Raw genomic sequence first — 15202 nt, 5'->3', positions numbered from 1 at the left:
GAATAGCGGCACCGTCCACAAGACGTGCCGACAGTGGAACAACAAAAACAATCACTGTGAGGGATACCGATATGTCAGAACATGTTCAGCCTCTGGAAATCACGCGCAGCAGCACCGACGCCGGCCGTGACACCCGCAAAGTCATCTTCGCTTCGTCACTGGGAACGGTGTTCGAGTGGTACGACTTTTTCCTCTACGGCGCCCTCGCGGCGGTGATCAGCAAACAGTTTTTCGCCGGGGTCAACGACACCACGGCATTCATCTTTGCACTGATGGCATTCGCCGCCGGCTTCATCGTACGGCCCTTTGGTGCGCTGGTGTTCGGGCGGCTGGGGGACATGATCGGGCGCAAATACACCTTCCTCGCTACCATTGTTCTCATGGGTGTCGCGACGTTTTGCGTCGGGCTGCTGCCGACTTACGCGAGCATCGGCATTGCAGCGCCGATCATCCTCGTGGTGCTGCGCATGCTTCAGGGCCTGGCCCTGGGCGGTGAGTACGGTGGCGCTGCGACCTATGTCGCGGAACACGCGCCCATCGGCAAACGCGGTTTCCACACCAGCTGGATTCAGTCCACTGCAACCCTTGGCTTGCTGCTGTCGTTGCTCGTGGTGCTGGGTTGCCGCTACTTCACCGGCGACCAGTTCGAAGTCTGGGGCTGGCGGATTCCGTTCCTGTTTTCCATCGTGCTGCTGGGCATCTCGACCTGGATTCGCCTGAGCCTGCACGAATCGCCCGCGTTCGTGAAAATGAAAGAGGAAGGCAAACTCTGCAAGTCGCCTTTGCGCGACTCCTTCGGTAAATGGGAAAACCTCAAAGTCGTGCTGATCGCGCTGTTCAGCATCAACGCCGGGCAAGCGGTGACATTCTACGCGGCGCAGTTCTACGTGCTGTTCTTCCTCACCCAGTTCCTGAAAATGGACCCGGCCCTGGCCAACAGCCTGCTGATCGTCAGCGTGATCATCGGCGCGCCGTTCTTCATCTTCTTTGGTTGGCTGTCGGACAAGGTCGGGCGTAAACCGGTGTTGATGATCGGCCTGTTGCTGGCTACCGCGTTGTACTTCCCGATCTTCAAATCCATCGCCCACTACGCCAACCCGGCCATCGACCAGGCCAGCCGCCAGGCGCCGATCACCGTACTGGCCGACCCGGCCACTTGCACCTTCCAGTTCGATCCGGTGGGCAAGGCGAAATTTGACAGCCCGTGCGACAAGGTCAAAACCTTCCTGGTGAAACAGGGCTTGCCCTACATCAGCGAAGCGGCCCCGGCCGGCAGCGGTGTGCAGGTCAGCGTCGGCGAGGTGAAAATCGATGGCTACGACGAAGCGGCCCTGCGCGGCGCGGTAACATTGGCGGGGTATCCGTCAAAGGCCGATACGCAACAGGTCAACAAGCCGATGATCGTGGCGCTGATGGTTGTGCTGATCATCATCTCCGCGATGTGCTACGGCCCGCTGGCGGCGCTCATGGTCGAACTGTTCCCGACCCGCATCCGCTACACGTCGATGTCCTTGCCGTATCACATCGGCAACGGCTGGTTCGGCGGGTTCCTGCCGACGGTGTCGTTTGCGTTGGTGGTGTATACCGGGGATATCTTCTATGGGCTTTGGTACCCGGTGGTAATTACTGCGGTGAGTCTGGTGGTGGGGATGATCTGTTTGCGTGAGACCAAGAACGTGGATCTTGATACCAACTGAGTGAGGTTTGAACGGGGTGTGGGCAAGTGAGTGGGGGTTTATCCGTTTCTTCGGTAACGGCCACTTAAGGTTCCGCCCCTACGACGGGTCACTTGGAAGAGCGCCGCCATCCTTGGCCGGGGGCGGCTACCGCCACCGGCCGGCCTATCCCTTGCAGCGTACGCGTTCCCCCTGTGGGAGCTGGCTCGCCAGCGATGGACGTTAACGATAACGCGTGCTGTCTGAATGCACGCGCTGTCTGGACCTCCATCGCTGGCAAGCCAGCTCCCACAGTGGGTTGTTGGCAAACATGGGGGTTCACCGCCGATGACTTTGATGGCCATCAGGTCGGCTATCAAGCAGACTTTAAAGCACGCTATGACGCTCTTCGGGAGCGAAGCAAGAGCGCGAAAGTCGCGCTCATCGACTGCATGCGAGTATTACTGATCAAACTGAATGCCATGCTGAGAGACGGCACCGAATGGCGCTGACAAATGGCAGGTTGAAGACAGTTGCTCCCACAGGGTTTCAGGTACATCCGCGAGAACAGGTCGGCTGTCCGGCCGTCTTAGCGAGCAGGCTCGCTTCAACAGGAGTCCGTGGCCCCTTCCGCGGGATCAAACCGCAATCCATTTCCTCAAGTGAACAGAATTACCGCAAACGCGATCCGTTTTCGCTACTCTGACCCGATGCACCCATCGCCCCGCCACTCACCCGACCGAGGCACCATGATCATTTCATCCGCATCCGACTACCGCGAGGCAGCCCGCCGCAAACTTCCCCGTTTCCTGTTCGACTACATCGACGGCGGCGCTTATGCCGAACACACACTGAGGGCCAACAGCGCCGACCTGACGGGCATCAGCCTGCGTCAGCGCATTCTGAAAAACGTCGAAACCCTGAGCCTTCAAACCACCCTCTTCGACCAGCCCCTGGCAATGCCGATCATCCTCGCGCCCGTCGGCCTGACGGGCATGTTCGCCCGACGGGGTGAAGTGCAGGCGGTCAAAGCGGCGGAAAACAAAGGCATTCCCCTGTGCCTGTCAACCGTGTCGGTGTGTTCGATCGAGGAAGTGGTGGCGCAAAGCCAACAATCCATCTGGTTCCAGCTGTATGTGCTGAAAGACCGGGGCTTCATGAAAAATGCCCTGGAACGAGCGAAGGCCGCCGGCGTAAAGAACCTGGTGTTTACCGTCGACATGCCCACGCCCGGCGCGCGCTACCGGGATGCGCACTCGGGGATGTCCGGGCCGTTTGCATCATCGCGGCGAATGCTTCAGGCGATGACCCGACCCGACTGGGCCTTCAACGTCGGCGTCATGGGGCGCCCGCATGACCTGGGCAATATCTCGAAGTACCTTGGCAAAGCCGTCACGCTCGAAGATTACATGGGCTGGCTGGCGAACAACTTCGACCCGTCGATCAGCTGGAGCGATCTGGAGTGGATTCGTGACTTCTGGAAAGGCCCGATGATCATCAAAGGCATTCTCGATCCTCAAGACGCGCGGGACGCCGTCAGCTTTGGCGCGGACGGTATTGTGGTGTCGAACCACGGCGGGCGACAGCTGGACGGCGTGCTTTCCACGGCCAAGGCCTTACCGCCCATCGTACAAGCGGTGGGGAATGATCTGACGGTGCTGGTCGACTCCGGGATCCGCTCGGGGCTTGATGTCGTGCGGATGCTGGCGCTGGGCGCAAAAGGCGTGTTGCTGGGGCGCTCCATGGCGTACGCGCTGGCCGCCGACGGTCAGCGCGGGGTGGAAAACATGCTGGATATTTTTGCCAGGGAAATGCGCGTGGCGATGACGTTGACCGGGGTGACGTCGATTGCTCAGATCGATGAATCGACGCTGGTGCAGGCGGTTCGGTGAGCTGATCGTGATCATTAAGAAAACCGCGCAAAGGCGCGGCTTTTTTAATGAGGCCAGCGTCAGAAACTCGCTTTGACCGACACCATGAAGTTACGCGGGTCGCCGTAATAGTTGCCGAAACTCTCGGTACCGATGGTGGTGTAGTAGCGTTTGTCGAACAGGTTGTTGCCGTTCAACGCCACCGACCATGTGTCGTCGATGCGGTAGCCGATCCGACCGTTCCAGATTGCATAACCCGACTGAGTGATCTTGTCACCGGTGGCCGGAGAGACGCGGAAATTATCACTTTGCGCGTTGACGCCGGCACCAATGGTGAACTGCTCGAGAGCACCGCCCAGCGCGTAATCACCCCACATGCGCAACACGTGTCTCGGCACGTAACTGTTGAACGCGGCGCCGTTCAGGCTGGTGTCGATATCGTCCAGGGTTTTGGTCTGGGTGTAGGTGTAACCCGCGAGCAATTGCAATCGTTCGATCACTTCACCGCTGATTTCGGCCTCGAAGCCCTGAGCGCGCACTTTTCCTGCGTTGACATAGCAGTAGCCATCCGATGACGGGCAAGAGGAGTTGAAATCCGTCTGCGCCTGGTCCTTCTGGACGGTACGGAACAGGTTGAACGAGCTGTTCAGGCGACCGTCGAACCAGGCGCCCTTGATCCCCAATTCATAACTCTGTCCCACCAACGGTTTGAGGGCCGAACCATCTTCCGATCGGAAGTTGCCTTGCGGGGTAAAGATATCCGAGTAGCTGGCGTAAGCCGTCAGGTTCTCGTTCAAGTCCAGCAGCACGCCGGCAAACGGCGTCACCTGGCCTGTTTCCGTGGTGCTGGCGTGTTCCGAGGTGCCTGTATTGATGAAGTCGTAGTCGGTTTCCGAGTTGTACCAGCTCACACGACCGCCGACGACGAGGGTCAACGGATCCGCCAGTTTCAGGCGCAACGTCGAGTAAACACCTTTCTGTCTGGTCACGGAATTGACCGGCCCGCCGCGAGACGAGTTGTCGATGAAGTAGCTGTCGTCCGGTTCTGGAATGTGCTTGTCAGGGTTGAACACATTCTGTCGCTGCGGCAGAAACGCTACCGAGTAGAAATCGTCTTTTTTCGCACGGCTGGCGTTGAAACCCACCACCAATTCATGTTGTTGGCCGAACGCGTCGAACTTGCCGTCCACGTAGGCATCCAGGCCGTAATCGACCTGATCGTAGTCATACATACTGCCCAGCATGCCCGTGGTGTTGATGCCTGGGGTCACCGCGCCGGAGGCAAACGCATACTTGATGTCCTGGGTATTTTTTGTGTAAACGCTTGCGACCTTCAGGGACCAGTCTTCGTTGATCTGATGTTTCAGATCACTGAAGACGGTGGTGCGCTGGCTGCGCCAGGTATTCCAGGAGGGGTCGAGGCAGGTGGAGCGGCTGAGTTTCAGGTCACTGCGATCCCGATACCGCGGCAGACCGCCCCAGCAAGGATTGGCGTCGACATCTTCATAAGCCACGCCCAGCCCGAGTGTCGTGTCGGCGCTCACATCAAAATCGAGGGCGCCGTAATACACCTGATCCTTGCGATTGGCGTCGTCCACAAAGTAATGCCGGCTCTGCTCGGCGACCACGGCCCGACCGCGCACCGTGCCGGAGTCGTTCAGCGGTCCGCCGGTGTCGACCTGTCCGCGATAATTGTCCCAACTGCCACCGGACAGCGTGATGTCGGTATGCGGCGCGGTCTGGCCACGCTTGCGCACGAAATTCACTCCCCCGGCCGTGCCCCCCGAGCCCTTCATCATTCCCGCGGCACCACGGAGGATTTCGACCCGGTCGTAATACGCCATGTCACCGCTGAAACTGTCGGCCTGAACATACAGGTTGCCCATATCCAGCGGCACGCCGTCGTACTGATACTGGCCCGACATGCGGAAGCCGCGCGAATAGAAATATTTGCCACCCATGGTCGAGTCGTAAACAGTAATACCTGGCGTCTTTTCCATGACCTGTTCGATGGTATTGAGGTTCTGGTCATCGAGCATCTTGCGGGTCATCACCGTGACCGATTGCGGCGTTTCCTTGAGCGAGTGCTCGCCCTTGCCGATGGTCACCGCGCCCGTGGTATACGAGCCGCTGTTCTCGGTGGTCGCGCCCAGCATCTGCCCGTTGATGTTGGTCGCACCCAGTTCCAGCGCCGAACCGGCGGCCGGTACTGGCCGCAGCACGTACGTGCCGTTGGCTTGGGGTTCAGCTTGCAGACCGCTGCCGCCCAGAATTCGCGCGAACCCTTCACTGACACCGAACGTACCTTTGAGTCCGGGGGACTTCAACCCTTCGGTTTGTCGCGCATCAAAGGAAATGGCGGCGCCCGCCGCACTGGCGAAATGGCTGAGGACCTCGGTCAGACTGCCGCCGGCAATGTCGAAGGATTGAACCGAAGTTTGCTGTTGCGCCGCCATCGCCGCGACCGGCCATACGCACATCGACGTTGCCGCGATCAATCCGACGTTCACCGCAATCGCCAGGCGACCTGACGTGTAGACCCGAGACATGCTTACCCTCCCCCAAAGACCATCAATAAAAACTCACTGAGGGATGAGCCGAACGATGTGGTTGAAAAGTGCAAAAGATTGAAAATATTTTTTGTCGCCTCAGCCGGAAACATTGACCCAATAGCGGCTGAATCGGCTGATGCGCAGGGAAAAACCACTTTCCAGCGCAGCCAGCGCCAGGTCCGTGTTATCGATGGGGAACGCGCCGGACACCTTCAGATCGGCGATGCGCGGATCACAGCGCAGCACGCCAGTGCGGTAGCGCGACAAGTCGGTCAGCAACTCGGCCAACGGACGATTGATGGCGATGATACTGCCTCGCTGCCAGGCGCCCGTCGAAGCATCATTGCGTCGTACCGTCCCCAGAGAAGCGGGATTGAAACTGAGGGACTGGCCAGCCTCGAGGCGCACCTTCGAGCCACCGCCATATGAAGTCACCTCCACCGCTTTCTCAAGCACGGCCACCTCGCCCTCCTGATTCCCGGACCGGACGATAAACCGTGTGCCCAGCGCCAGCACCTCGCCATAGCGGGTGACCACCTTGAGTGGTCGCTGCAAAGGATCGACGGCGGTCGTGACAATCATTTCGCCCCACAACAGTTCCAGCACCCGTTGGCGCCCATCGAAACGCAGGTTGACCGAAGTATCGGTATTCAGCAGCAATGAACTGCCATCCGCCAAGCGGAACTGCCGGCGCTCCCCCACGGCGGTGCGGAAATCGGCAAACAGGTTCCGGGTTGTTTCGCTGCGCCATCCCAGCCAGCCCAGTGAACCGGACGAGGCCAGTACCACGACGCTACGTAACACCTGTCGACGGGAGCTGTCAGCGCCGCGCAGGGCCGGTGAGGCCAGGGCGCCAGGCACGCGACTCATTTGCTCGCCAACGGCGGCCATGCGCTGCCAGGCTTGAGGGTGCGCAGGGTCGGCGAGCAGCCATTCGTTCCATGCCGCGCGATCGGAATCGGTCGCGACACCTGACTGTAACCGGGCATACCACTGGGCCGCGACGCTGATCGCTTTCAATTCGGCGGGTGAAAGACTCATGCCAGTTGCAACTGGATTTGCATCAGGCAGCAATGCTCCATGGCCTTGGCCATGTGATTGTTGACTGTGCGCACGCTGACGCTCAGGCGCTCAGCAATCTGCGGGTAGGTCAGGCCTTCGAACTGAGACAGGATGAACGTCTGTTTGACCTTCGGCCCCAACCCTTGCAGCAAACGATCGATTTCCATGAGGGCTTGCAGCAGGATCGCCTGTTCTTCCAGCGAAGGTTGTTGCCATTCGGGCATGGTCGCCAAGGCTTCCAGATACGACTGTTCCAGCGAACGCCGGCGGAACAGGTCAATCAACAAGCCCTTGGCGATCATCGACAGGTACGGCCGCGGCTCGCGTATCTCCAGCGCGTTGCGCGCCTTGATCACCCGGACGAAGGTGTCCTGTGCCAGATCCGCCGCATCGAAGGCGTTGCCCAAGCGCTTGCGCAGCCAGCCATTGAGCCAACTGTGGTGGTCGCAATACAGATCATTGACGGCGCTGCGCAGGGACAAATCGTGGGCGGACATGACAATGGAATAATTCTCGACTGATAATGAATCGCATTGTCATCGGTACGGGAGGTGATTGGCAATAGCTGTATTGCCCAACCCCCTCCTCCCCCCGAAGGGGTGACGGAGTCGTTAGCGTCAGAGATGCTATCTTCGCTGAAGCGACCCTCATTCAACGTTTTTGAGAATCTCGAACGTCACTTGATCGGGATAGAACGCCACGTAATCTTTAATCTGTTCTACCGACACCTTGGGGTTTTCATAACTCCAGACCGCATTGGCCCCCTCATGCCCCGGGATCTGCAGGCTGAAATAGCTCGCGTCGCCCTTGTAAGGGCAATAGCTGGTGTGATCGGTGCGGGCAAAATACTGCTCGGCGATGTCCTCCCGCGGGACGTAATACACCGGAGGGTAATTGGCCTCCAGCAGCACCAGCGCGCGGGTGGACGCGGCCACCTGAATACCGTGAAACTTCACCAGCAGGCAGCCTGGCTGCTCGGCAATGGTGATGACAGGACTGGGACCGGAGCTTTTCATGAAATGCGTTCCTCGGGACGATGATAAACCTGTGGGAGCGTGCGAGCGGCGGTCCGACTTGCCCGCGATGGGTCGCGCAGCGGCCCCAAAACGTGAGAACACAACGTCAGGTATAACCCAGATTTTGCCATCACGACGGCTTCGCAGCCGAACGGGATCAAGTGCTTTATCCGTCCGAGGACCGGCTCACCGCTTCCCCATGCCTCGATATCACGCGTCATCGCCTCCAGCCGCTCGCGCACCAGCTGCAGCGCATCGCTACCGAGCAACAGGTGCGCAGGTGGCACCTCACTGTCAATCAACATCAGCATGGCTCGCGCGGCTTTCACCGGATCGCCCAACTGTTTGCCGCTCTTGTTCTGCCGCGCGCTACGGATCGGGTCGAAAGTGGCATCGTATTCGGCAATGCTGCGTTCGGACCGATGCATTGAGCGCCCGGTCCAATCGGTGCGAAACGATCTCGGCGCAACGGCCGTGACCGCGATGCCGAATGGCTTGAGTTCCTTGCTCAAGGTGTCGGAAATCCCCTCCAGTGCAAATTTGCTCCCGCAGTAACAGGCAATGCCAGGCATCGTAATGAAACCGCCCAGGGTCATTTCAAAGCGGTCACCCACACCTCGCCGATGCAGTACCTCAAGACCAGGCGCCTGCATCCAATGAATCGAAATACACGAACTGTACATCCATACAGATAAAGATTGCTCCATTGCTCATCAGCCGCCATTCTGTGCACCTCCCGGCAGTTGATGAACGATGGTGGTTATGCGGTTGTACCTCTGTGAAAAACCTTCCCAGGCCAAAGACATTGCGGCCGTGCTCGGCGCCCGGCGTCGCGGCGACGGCTGCTGGCTGGGAACGGACGTCACGGTAACCTGGTGCATCGGCCACCTGCTGGAAACCGCGCCGCCGGATGCCTACGACGCGCGCTACAAACGCTGGGTGCTGGCGGACCTGCCGATCATTCCGGACAAATGGAAAATGACCGTCAAACCGCGCACTGCCAGCCAATACAAGGCCGTCAAACGTCTGCTAGGCGAGGCCGATGAACTGGTGATTGCCACAGATGCCGACCGTGAGGGCGAAATGATCGCCCGGGAACTGGTGGAGCATTGCCGGTACCGCGGGCCGATCCAGCGGTTGTGGCTCTCGGCGCTGGACGATGCATCCATCCGCAAGGCATTGGCCGCGCTGAAACCGGGAGCGGAGACCTTCAGCCTTTATCATTCGGCATTGGGCCGCTCACGGGCCGACTGGCTGATCGGGATGAACATGAGCCGATTGTTCACGCTGCTGGGGCGCCAGTCCGGTTATCAAGGCGTCTTGCCGGTCGGTCGGGTACAAACGCCAACCCTGCGCCTGGTGGTGGACCGCGACCGCAGCATTGCCGATTTCGTCCCCGTGGCTTACTGGGCCATCGATGTGCAGTTGCTGCACGATGGCACCGCGTTTACCGCACAGTGGCGTGCGCCGTCCGATGTTTGCGACGATCAGGATCGCTGCCTCGATCAGGCGCTCGCACAGCAGGCAGCGGCGGCGATTGGCAGTGCAGCGAGTGCCCGAGTGATCAAACTGCGTACCGAGCGCATGCGCGAAGTGGCGCCCTTGCCGTTCGATCTGGGCACCTTGCAGGAAGTCTGTTCGAAGAAACTCGGGCTCGGCGCTCAGGAAACCCTCGACATCGCCCAGGCACTCTACGAAACCCACAAAGTCATCACCTATCCTCGTAGCGACTGCGGTTACCTGCCGGTGAGTCAACACAGTGAAGCGCCCGGTATTCTTGCCGCCCTGCGCCAGGCAGACCCGGCGCTGAACGCCTTGCAGGACTACCTTGAACCGCAACGGCGTTCACGGGCCTGGAACGACGCCAAGGTCAGCGCTCACCACGGCATCATCCCCACGGCTGCGGCAAAAAACCTCGATCGACTGGTGGGCAAGCAGCGAGCGGTCTACACGCTGATCCGTGCGCGTTATCTGGCGCAGTTTCTACCCAATCACGAATACGACCGGACTCAAGCCGACTTCGACTGTGCCGGTGAAGCCTTGCGCGCAGTCGGCAAGCAGATCGTCGAACCTGGCTGGAAACGCGCCCTGCCCGAGGCCCTTGCTCCGGCCAAGGGCCGCGAAATACCGGCGCCGCAAACACTGCCAACGTTGAGCGAAGGCCGTGATTGTGCCGTGGCCGAGGTGAAGCTCAAGGACCTCTGGACGCAACCGCCCAAACCGTTCACCGAGGGTGATCTGATCAAGGCGATGAAAAACGTCGCCAAACTGGTGAAGGATCCACTGCTTAAACAAAAGCTCAAGGACACCACCGGGATTGGCACCGAGGCCACCCGCGCCTCGATCATTCAGGGCCTGCTCGACCGTGGTTACCTCATCAAGAACGGCAAGGCCCTGGCCGCCACCCCGGCTGCGTTCAGCCTGATCGACGCCGTGCCACGCGCGATTGCCGACCCCGGCACCACAGCGATCTGGGAGCAGGCGCTGGACATGGTGCAGAGCGGCGAAATGAGCCTTGAGGAATTCGTCACAAAACAAGCGGCGTGGATGAGCAAGCAGGTTGCCCGCTGCTCCGGCCTGAGCCTGACCATCAGCGGGCCCGCAAGCCCGGCCGGGCGAGGTGCCACGCCCTGGAAAAACAAACGCAAACCGGCCAAGCGCAAGCCGTCTACCGGCGCCAAACGGGCAGCAAAACCGGCGAATAAAGCTTGATGGCACTTCGAACGGACCTTGATGGTCTAGTGTTCTTCAAACCCGGCTACAGCCCTGTTTCCTGAAAAGGCATCGACCATGATTATCGTGCATCACCTGAACAACTCGCGCTCCCAGCGCATTCTATGGCTACTGGAAGAACTGGCCATCCCTTATGAATTGAAACTCTATCAACGCGACCCGAAGACCAACCTGGCTCCGCCGGAACTGAAATCGATCAACGCCCTGGGCAAATCGCCAGTCATTGAAGACGGCACGCAAAAGCTGATTGAGTCCGCCGCAATCATCGACTACCTGATTCGCCGCCATGGCGAGGGGCGCCTGCAACCCGACCCGTCCACCCCGGCCTACGATGAATACGTGCAGTGGCTGCATTTTGCCGAAGGCTCGGCCATGTTGCCGCTGATGTTGAACCTGTACGTCGGCCGTCTCGGTGAGGCCGGTGCGCCGCTGCATCCGCGGATCAACGCGGAAGTCGCCAACTACCTCGGCTATCTGAACACGGCATTGAGCCAGTCCGATTATCTGTTGGGCAATGAGTTCAGCGCCGCCGATATCCAGATGAGTTTTATTGGCGAAATCGCCCGCGCCCAAGGCAAGCTCGGCGACTACCCTCATGTAGCGGCCTGGATCGAGCGCTTTCAGGCGCGCCCGGCTTATCAAGCCGCACTCAAGAAAGGCGGCAAATACGACTTCGCGCCCCACTGATTGATCCCGCTCTGAACAGGAGCCAGTCCGCATGCCCTCGATAGAACTGCACGCCGCTCAGCGCGACGAACTGGAAACGCTTGAAAACCTCATGCAGTTCTATATGTACGACTTCAGTGAGTGGCTGCCGCTCAAACTCGGGGGGCACGGCTTCTTTCACATCCAGCCGCTTCAGGACTACTGGCGCAACCCCGCAACCCGCCCGTACCTGATCCACGTCGACGGGGAACTGGCCGGTTTCGTGACCGTAGATGACAATACCCATCTGGCTGGGGCCCAGTACAACGTCGGCTACTTTTTTGTCAGCCGACGCTTTCGTGGCCAAGGCGTCGCGACGTTTGTCGTTTCTACCCTCTTGAGCCAACTGCCCGGTCAATGGCAGATTTTCCACATCGACGCCAACCCGCCTGCGCGGCTGTTCTGGGGCCGTGTGATACCTGATCTCACGGGGGGCGCGTTCTCCCGGCATCAGCAGCCGGTAGACGGTTATCCCTGCACCTTTTACCGCTTCCAAAGCACGCAGCCATCGTCCTGATTGGCGCTTTCCCCTGCTGCTTTCTAATTCCAAACGGCTTTGTCCGACAATATGTAGTGACTGAAAATAATCACTACAAAACCGTTGACGCCTCCGATTTGCCCTTGCATGATGCAGACATCTCCCCGATCGGGAGTACAGCAACATGTTTGAGCAAGCTCGTCTGACCGCCGAGCTGTTTTTCCCGGATACACGCTGCTCACAAGGCAGATTGAAGAAGCTGACCTGGCCCGAACGTCCAGAACAAGGACGAGAAGCGCTGGCGATCAATCCTCATGAAGCTTGTGGCCGACCCTGAAAACGTCGGCAGTGGCCTGAAGGTTTTCGCTGCTTCTCTTCGTTGTGACGCTATTGCGTAGCAGTTATTCAACACGACTACATGCAACAGACGCGGGCCCCCGTCAATCTCGACGGCCGACCGCTGACGTCCTGGTTTCGGTGCCAGGGATCAACTAACCGATGGGCTACCTGTATTAGCGAATCAACTTTGAAAGATCACCAAATGGTCAAGGGGCATATTATGAATCTGAACAATCAACCTACTATCGATGAACTGGCTCGTATGTTCGCTGCGCAAAAAGACAGCCACGACAGCCACATTCTGTGGATCAGCAAATCGGGCCAGGTTCATATGGATTGCCTGTCGCCGCACGCCCATGAAGCCGAGTTCGACCAGAACAACCAGAACCTGTTGGCCCGACTGAAAATGTACCGTCGCGGCCAGGGTTATGTCGGCAAGAAAGCCGCAGCCGACAAGGACTTCATTGGTAGTGTTCTGCAAACGCTGAAGCAGGCCTGGGCCTCGATGCAGAACCAGAATGAAGTTCGGGTGATTGATCGGTTCTACTGATAAACCATCGCAACAAAAAAGGCCCCGCTCGAATAAACGAGCGGGGCCTTTTTGTTTGTCTCCAGTTTGCCAAACAAAGCTATTGTTAAGCGTATCCGCTGTTGGTCCCTGGAGACTTGCGATGAAAAACAAGCTGATATTTCCACTATTGATGGTTTTGACGAGTGCTGTTCAGGCAAACAGCGTCGCCGGTGTCCCCTCGTTCGCGGTCGAGTGCCCCGGCAAGTTTCTCGTCCAGGCGGATCAGGATGGACCGGTAATGATCAACAGCAAGGAAGCCGACACCAAAGTCATCAATGATCGCCACTTCGAAGCCAAAGGTGCCGGCATTACCCTGTCCATCGTCCTCGCCGATGATGACTCGGTGGCCGTGACCTCCACCGGCAAGGCCCCCGACGGAGTGTGCCAGTCAGTGGATGACTGAGCTCGATGACTCGGCCATTCCCGACACCAGCTCCATAAACGCCACCGACGCCGCACTGTGGTAGTTGTTTTTACGCCGCAGCAGCGCGGCCCCGCGTTTGGGCGCCTCCCCCAGCAATGGAATCCTGCGCAACGCGCGGTCCTGAGTGGCGATGGGTTCCGGAAGGATGGTGGCGATAGCCGTGTGACGGATGACTTCTAGCAAGGTGCTGACCGAGTTCACCTCGATGGCCACTTTGGGCGTGATCCGCTGATCAGCAAAATACTCATCGATTCGGGTTCGGGTGACGAAATCCGTGGCCAACAAGGCAAATTCCAGCTGCGCCACCGCCTCAGCGGATAGCGCGGCCCGGCTTTGGTACAACGGATGATCCCGCCCCACCATCACCCCCAGGGTTTCGGTAAAGGCCGGGATCGATTCAATGTCGGCATTTCTGACCTCATTAAACGCAATGGCGATGTCCAGTGAGTCCTCCAGCAGCCCGGCCTCGATGTCGGCCATCGACAACTCGAAAATCTCCAGGTGAATATTCGGGTAACGCACCACGTAGTCGCGCACCAACGGCCCGACCAGATACGCCATGAACGTCGGCGTCATCGCCAATCGCAACGTCCCTCGGGACAAGTCCTTCACGTCATGCAGCGCCCGCTTGCCCGCCTCCAGTTCCACCAGCACCCGCCGGGCGCACTCGATGTAGGCCTCACCCGCATCGGTCGGCTTGACTGTGCGCGAGGTGCGGTCGAACAGGCTCACGCCGAGGGTTTCCTCCAATTGGCGGATCTGTTGCGACAAAGTCGGCTGGGACACGTGCAATGCCTCGGCAGCACGGGTGAAGCCACCGTGGTCGGCGACCGCGAGCAAGTAGCGCAAATGTCGGAGCAACATCGGGTTCAACCTATAGGCAGGGCTTATGCGAAGCATTGTATATCGATCTTGGACGCTATGAATCAATCGGCAGAAGATGGCTTCACACCCAAGCAATAGCCCACCCGATAGGAAAACCACCATGCAACAGTCCCACGCTTACAACGACCCGAGCCTGACCTTGACCACCTCGATCCTTGATGCCAAGGCGCGTAAAAACCTGTCCTGGCAGGACCTGACCGATGGCACCGGCCTCGGTCTGGCTTACGTCACCGCCGCCCTGCTCGGTCAACACCCGTTGCCGGAAAGCGCCGCCAAAGTGATTGGCGAGAAACTCGATCTGGACGCCGACGCCGTGGCCCGCCTGCAAATCATTCCGCTGCGCGGCAGCCTCTCGGGTGTGCCGACCGACCCGACCATCTACCGCTTCTACGAAATGATCCAGATCTACGGCACCACCCTGAAAGCGCTGGTCCATGAACAATTCGGCGACGGCATCATCAGCGCGATCAACTTCAAACTCGACATGAAGAAAGTCGAAGACCCGGAAGGCGGCTCCCGCGCCGTGATCACCCTCGATGGCAAGTTCCTGCCATTGCGTCCTTTCTGAGTTGAACCCGGCCCGCACTCCGATGCGGGCCCGATCCTGAACCCGAATTGCTTGTTTGCTCACCACATTGGTCTGGAGGATGCCCCATGAAAAAAATTCTGTTGGTGCTGTCGTTGTTAGCGGGCGTGTCTGCCCAGGTTCAGGCCCAAGAAGCGGCGGCTACGTACGAGTACGGCATGAAACTGGATATCGCGCATGTCGTGAGCATCTCGCCGATTGCCAATGAATGCGGGGTTGTCCCCGTGGAAATGACGTACCAGGACTCCAAAGGCGTCACTCACATTCTGGATTACAGCGTGTTTGGCACCGGCTGCTCGAACTGACCCCCATCACTTGAAAGGAA

At 59.1% G+C, this 15202-nt stretch carries 15 protein-coding genes and 2 pseudogenes; 11 read left to right on the top strand and 6 right to left on the bottom strand.

Translation table 11 applies throughout. The features are described from left to right. The first annotated feature begins 71 nt into the window (after positions 1 to 71). The 3 genes and pseudogenes from F8N43_RS04230 (at position 72) to lldD (ending at position 3547) form a co-directional block, all read left to right on the top strand. Positions 72 to 1697 (top strand): MFS transporter, encoded by a 1626-nt coding sequence (locus tag F8N43_RS04230; RefSeq protein WP_150630448.1) that lies wholly within the window; start codon positions 72 to 74, stop codon positions 1695 to 1697. 341 nt (positions 1698 to 2038) lie between these two features. Then, a pseudogene (locus F8N43_RS04225) lies at positions 2039 to 2167 on the top strand (IS110 family transposase); the annotation flags it as partial. Positions 2168 to 2404: 237 nt separating this feature from the next. Next, entirely contained in the window at positions 2405 to 3547 is a 1143-nt protein-coding gene (lldD, locus tag F8N43_RS04220) for an FMN-dependent L-lactate dehydrogenase LldD (protein WP_150636230.1), read from the top strand. Between the two features lie 59 nt (positions 3548 to 3606). Here lldD and F8N43_RS04215 read toward each other — a convergent pair whose 3' ends face one another. The 5 genes and pseudogenes from F8N43_RS04215 to F8N43_RS04195 form a co-directional block, all read right to left on the bottom strand. Then, positions 3607 to 6075 carry a TonB-dependent siderophore receptor gene (locus tag F8N43_RS04215; protein WP_150636228.1) on the bottom strand — a complete coding sequence of 823 codons (2469 nt, stop codon included), beginning with the start codon at positions 6073 to 6075 and terminating at the stop codon, positions 3607 to 3609. 99 nt (positions 6076 to 6174) lie between these two features. Then, positions 6175 to 7119: a FecR domain-containing protein gene (locus F8N43_RS04210; protein WP_150632817.1), complete on the bottom strand. Its 945-nt coding sequence runs from the start codon at positions 7117 to 7119 to the stop codon at positions 6175 to 6177. Continuing rightward, entirely contained in the window at positions 7116 to 7637 is a 522-nt protein-coding gene (locus F8N43_RS04205; RefSeq protein ID WP_150636225.1) for a sigma-70 family RNA polymerase sigma factor, read from the bottom strand. Before F8N43_RS04205 ends, F8N43_RS04210 begins: the two co-directional genes overlap by 4 nt. Before the next feature lie 150 nt (positions 7638 to 7787). Continuing rightward, complete coding sequence (locus tag F8N43_RS04200; RefSeq protein WP_150632819.1) at positions 7788 to 8156, bottom strand: DUF427 domain-containing protein; 369 nt, start codon at positions 8154 to 8156, stop codon at positions 7788 to 7790. A gap of 166 nt (positions 8157 to 8322) precedes the next feature. After that, positions 8323 to 8749, bottom strand: a pseudogene (locus F8N43_RS04195) (SDR family NAD(P)-dependent oxidoreductase); the annotation flags it as partial. 169 nt (positions 8750 to 8918) lie between these two features. On the opposite strand from F8N43_RS04195, the gene F8N43_RS04190 reads away from it, so the two are divergent. From F8N43_RS04190 to F8N43_RS04170, 6 genes are all read left to right on the top strand, one after another. Further along, positions 8919 to 10868 (top strand): DNA topoisomerase III, encoded by a 1950-nt coding sequence (locus F8N43_RS04190; RefSeq protein WP_150653256.1) that lies wholly within the window; start codon positions 8919 to 8921, stop codon positions 10866 to 10868. A gap of 78 nt (positions 10869 to 10946) precedes the next feature. Next, a complete protein-coding gene (locus F8N43_RS04185) occupies positions 10947 to 11576 on the top strand; it encodes a glutathione S-transferase family protein (RefSeq protein ID WP_150632821.1) in 630 nt (209 codons plus the stop codon). Between the two features lie 31 nt (positions 11577 to 11607). After that, positions 11608 to 12111: a GNAT family N-acetyltransferase gene (locus F8N43_RS04180; protein WP_150653255.1), complete on the top strand. Its 504-nt coding sequence runs from the start codon at positions 11608 to 11610 to the stop codon at positions 12109 to 12111. A gap of 145 nt (positions 12112 to 12256) precedes the next feature. Continuing rightward, positions 12257 to 12409 carry a hypothetical protein gene (locus F8N43_RS29305; protein WP_191623717.1) on the top strand — a complete coding sequence of 51 codons (153 nt, stop codon included), beginning with the start codon at positions 12257 to 12259 and terminating at the stop codon, positions 12407 to 12409. A 222-nt stretch (positions 12410 to 12631) separates the two neighbouring features. Next, positions 12632 to 12961 carry a hypothetical protein gene (locus F8N43_RS04175; RefSeq protein ID WP_150632824.1) on the top strand — a complete coding sequence of 110 codons (330 nt, stop codon included), beginning with the start codon at positions 12632 to 12634 and terminating at the stop codon, positions 12959 to 12961. A gap of 121 nt (positions 12962 to 13082) precedes the next feature. Then, complete coding sequence (locus tag F8N43_RS04170; RefSeq protein ID WP_150636219.1) at positions 13083 to 13385, top strand: hypothetical protein; 303 nt, start codon at positions 13083 to 13085, stop codon at positions 13383 to 13385. On the opposite strand, the gene cynR is transcribed toward F8N43_RS04170, so the two are convergent. Beyond that, positions 13371 to 14270 (bottom strand): transcriptional regulator CynR, encoded by a 900-nt coding sequence (cynR, locus tag F8N43_RS04165; RefSeq protein ID WP_150632826.1) that lies wholly within the window; start codon positions 14268 to 14270, stop codon positions 13371 to 13373. The genes F8N43_RS04170 and cynR overlap by 15 nt on opposite strands. Positions 14271 to 14391: 121 nt before the next feature. Between cynR and cynS the strand changes: the two genes are divergently transcribed. Beyond that, complete coding sequence (gene cynS, locus F8N43_RS04160) at positions 14392 to 14859, top strand: cyanase (RefSeq protein WP_150632827.1); 468 nt, start codon at positions 14392 to 14394, stop codon at positions 14857 to 14859. Positions 14860 to 14945: 86 nt separating this feature from the next. Then, a complete protein-coding gene (locus F8N43_RS04155; RefSeq protein ID WP_150632828.1) occupies positions 14946 to 15182 on the top strand; it encodes a DUF2790 domain-containing protein in 237 nt (78 codons plus the stop codon). Positions 15183 to 15202: the final 20 nt, after the last annotated feature.

Source organism: Pseudomonas fluorescens (assembly GCF_902498065.1).
Lineage (GTDB): Bacteria > Pseudomonadota > Gammaproteobacteria > Pseudomonadales > Pseudomonadaceae > Aquipseudomonas > Aquipseudomonas fluorescens_BJ.
Note: the sequence above shows the minus strand (reverse complement) of the source record. Positions and strands in the feature narration are given on the sequence as shown.